Genomic DNA, 2,169 nt, shown 5'->3' with positions numbered 1-2,169 from the left:
GGCGATGGTCTCTTGTACTGCTTCGCCGCGAACTGACGCGCTGGAACGCTTCGCCTCTTCCCGTTTGCGGGAAGAGGTGGGGCTGCCCCGACACGGCCCAGGCGGCAAACGGGCCGACACCTGCCTTCGTCATTGCCGAATCCTATATCTGTAATTTCCAGATTGTGCCGAGCGGGCCATGTGCTCTGGTGGGCATGATCTCCTCCAATCCGCCGAGGACGGGACGCGGATATGCCAATCGAAACCGAGCGCCTGGTCGTCGGGACCAGGCATTGCCTGGAGCTGCGTGTCGACGATCGTCTGATCGTGCCGGCGCTCTCGCGCGTTTTCACGGGCTTCGGCGATATGCCGCCGGTCTTTGCGACGGCGTTCATGGTGGGATTCATCGAGTGGGCCTGCATCGAATTGCTGCGAACGGCCTTGCCGCCGGATTTCCAGACTGTCGGTACACACATCGACGTCAGTCACATGGCGCCGACGACACCTGGAATGATGGTGAGGGCCGAGGTCGAGCTGATCTCGATCGAGGGGAGAAACCTCGGCTTTCGCGTTCGGTGCCGGGACGAGGCCGGGCTGATCGGCGAGGGAGTTCATCAGCGCGCGATTGTGGCTTCGGCCAAATTCCTCAAGCGCGTCCTGGCAAAAGGGGACAAGGGCCATGTTTGAGGGATTCGCGGCGCGAAAGATCAGTGTCGGCGACGTCGAGATTTCGTGCGTCATCGGCGGATCAGGCCCGCCTCTGCTGCTGCTTCACGGTTTTCCTCAAAACAAGGCGATGTGGGCCCGCGTGGCGCCGAGACTGGCCGAGGCCCATACCGTCGTTTGCGCCGACCTGAGAGGATATGGCGACTCGTCCAAGCCCCGCTGCCTCCCGGACAAATCGAATTATTCCTTTCGAACCATGGCGCGCGACCAGCTCGATCTGATGCGCTCGCTTGGCTTCGAGCGGTTTCATCTGGTCGGGCATGATCGCGGCGGCCGCACCGGACACCGGCTGGCCCTCGATCATCCGGATGCCGTCGTCAGCCTCACCGTGATGGACATCGTGCCGACCTATGCCATGTTCATGGATACCAACCGCAAGGTGGCCGGCTCCTATTGGCACTGGTACTTCCTCTCCCAGCCCGATCCGTTTCCCGAACGGCTGATCGGCAACGATCCGGACTTCTTTTACGAAACCTGCCTGGTCGGATGGGGCGCGACCAAAATTACCGACTTCGACCAGGAGATGCTTGCCGATTATCGCCGCTCCTGGCGCGATCCTGCGATGATTCATGGTTCGTGTTCGGATTATCGCGCCGCGGCTTCGATCGATCTCGAGCACGATGCCGCGGACATTGATCGGCTGGTCGATTGTCCGGCACTGGTTTTCTACGGCTCCACGGGGCAAATGGCCCGGCTCTTCGATATCCCCCGGGAATGGCGCAAGCGCCTCAGCAACGCGCAAGATGCCGCGCTTCCTGGCGGGCACTTCTTTGTCGATCAATATCCGTCGGAAGTGACGAAGATACTGCGCGATTTCCTCGGCGCGGTGTGATCTCGCCCATGGTTGCGCCGAAACCGGAGCCGGCTGAGGACACGACAACCGCTGCGGCCAAAGCGCTGGTGTCAGGTTCGACCGGCTCGGCGGCGCTTTCAACTTCCAGACGCCAAGCATAGACTTCCTCGAGTGGAGTGGATTTGACATTCGCCACGACCTGGTCGCGAGTCCGGGAGCGAATGTCAAATCCTGAACTCCACCAGAACCTGTATTTGCGAGTGGTCCTTTTGATTCTAACATTCGCAGGAGTGGCTACCGAGACGGGATGCGAATGTTAGAATCGGACCACTAGGCGCTCCGCTCACCGCGGCGCAACAAAAAACAATGCAAAGGGAGAGAACGATGCAGCCATCCGGCACGACGGCCCTGCTTGCGGGCGCGGTAACGGTGTTTCTCGGCAGTGCGGCTCACGCGCAATCGGCAGACCCGATCAAGATCGGCGTGATCGCCGAGGTGCAATCGATCGCGGGCGCGGCAACGCCCGGCGGCGCGCAGATCGCCGCTGACGAGATCAACGCCAAGGGCGGCGTGCTCGGGCGCAAGATCGAGATCGTGACCTATGACAACAAGAGTTCGTCGGCGGATTCGGTGCGCGCCTTTCAGCGCGCGGTCAGCGAGGACAAGGTCTC

3 protein-coding genes are annotated in these 2,169 nt (G+C 61.5%); all 3 read left to right on the top strand.

Features of this window, described 5'->3' with window-relative positions; all coding sequences use genetic code 11:
- Positions 1 to 231 precede the first annotated feature (231 nt).
- Positions 232 to 666 (top strand): thioesterase family protein, encoded by a 435-nt coding sequence (locus VFL62_RS22000; protein WP_325174499.1) that lies wholly within the window; start codon positions 232 to 234, stop codon positions 664 to 666.
- The gene (locus VFL62_RS21995; protein ID WP_325174498.1) at positions 659 to 1,537 is read left to right on the top strand and encodes an alpha/beta hydrolase; all 879 of its coding nucleotides are present in this window, start codon (positions 659 to 661) and stop codon (positions 1,535 to 1,537) included. Before VFL62_RS22000 ends, VFL62_RS21995 begins: the two co-directional genes overlap by 8 nt.
- Before the next feature lie 345 nt (positions 1,538 to 1,882).
- Positions 1,883 to 2,169 (top strand): ABC transporter substrate-binding protein (locus VFL62_RS21990; protein WP_325174497.1); only part of this gene is annotated, 287 nt, incomplete at its 3' end.

It is taken from the genome of Bradyrhizobium sp. (assembly GCF_035701725.1).
Classification (GTDB): Bacteria; Pseudomonadota; Alphaproteobacteria; order Rhizobiales; family Xanthobacteraceae; genus Bradyrhizobium.
Note: the sequence above shows the minus strand (reverse complement) of the source record. Positions and strands in the feature narration are given on the sequence as shown.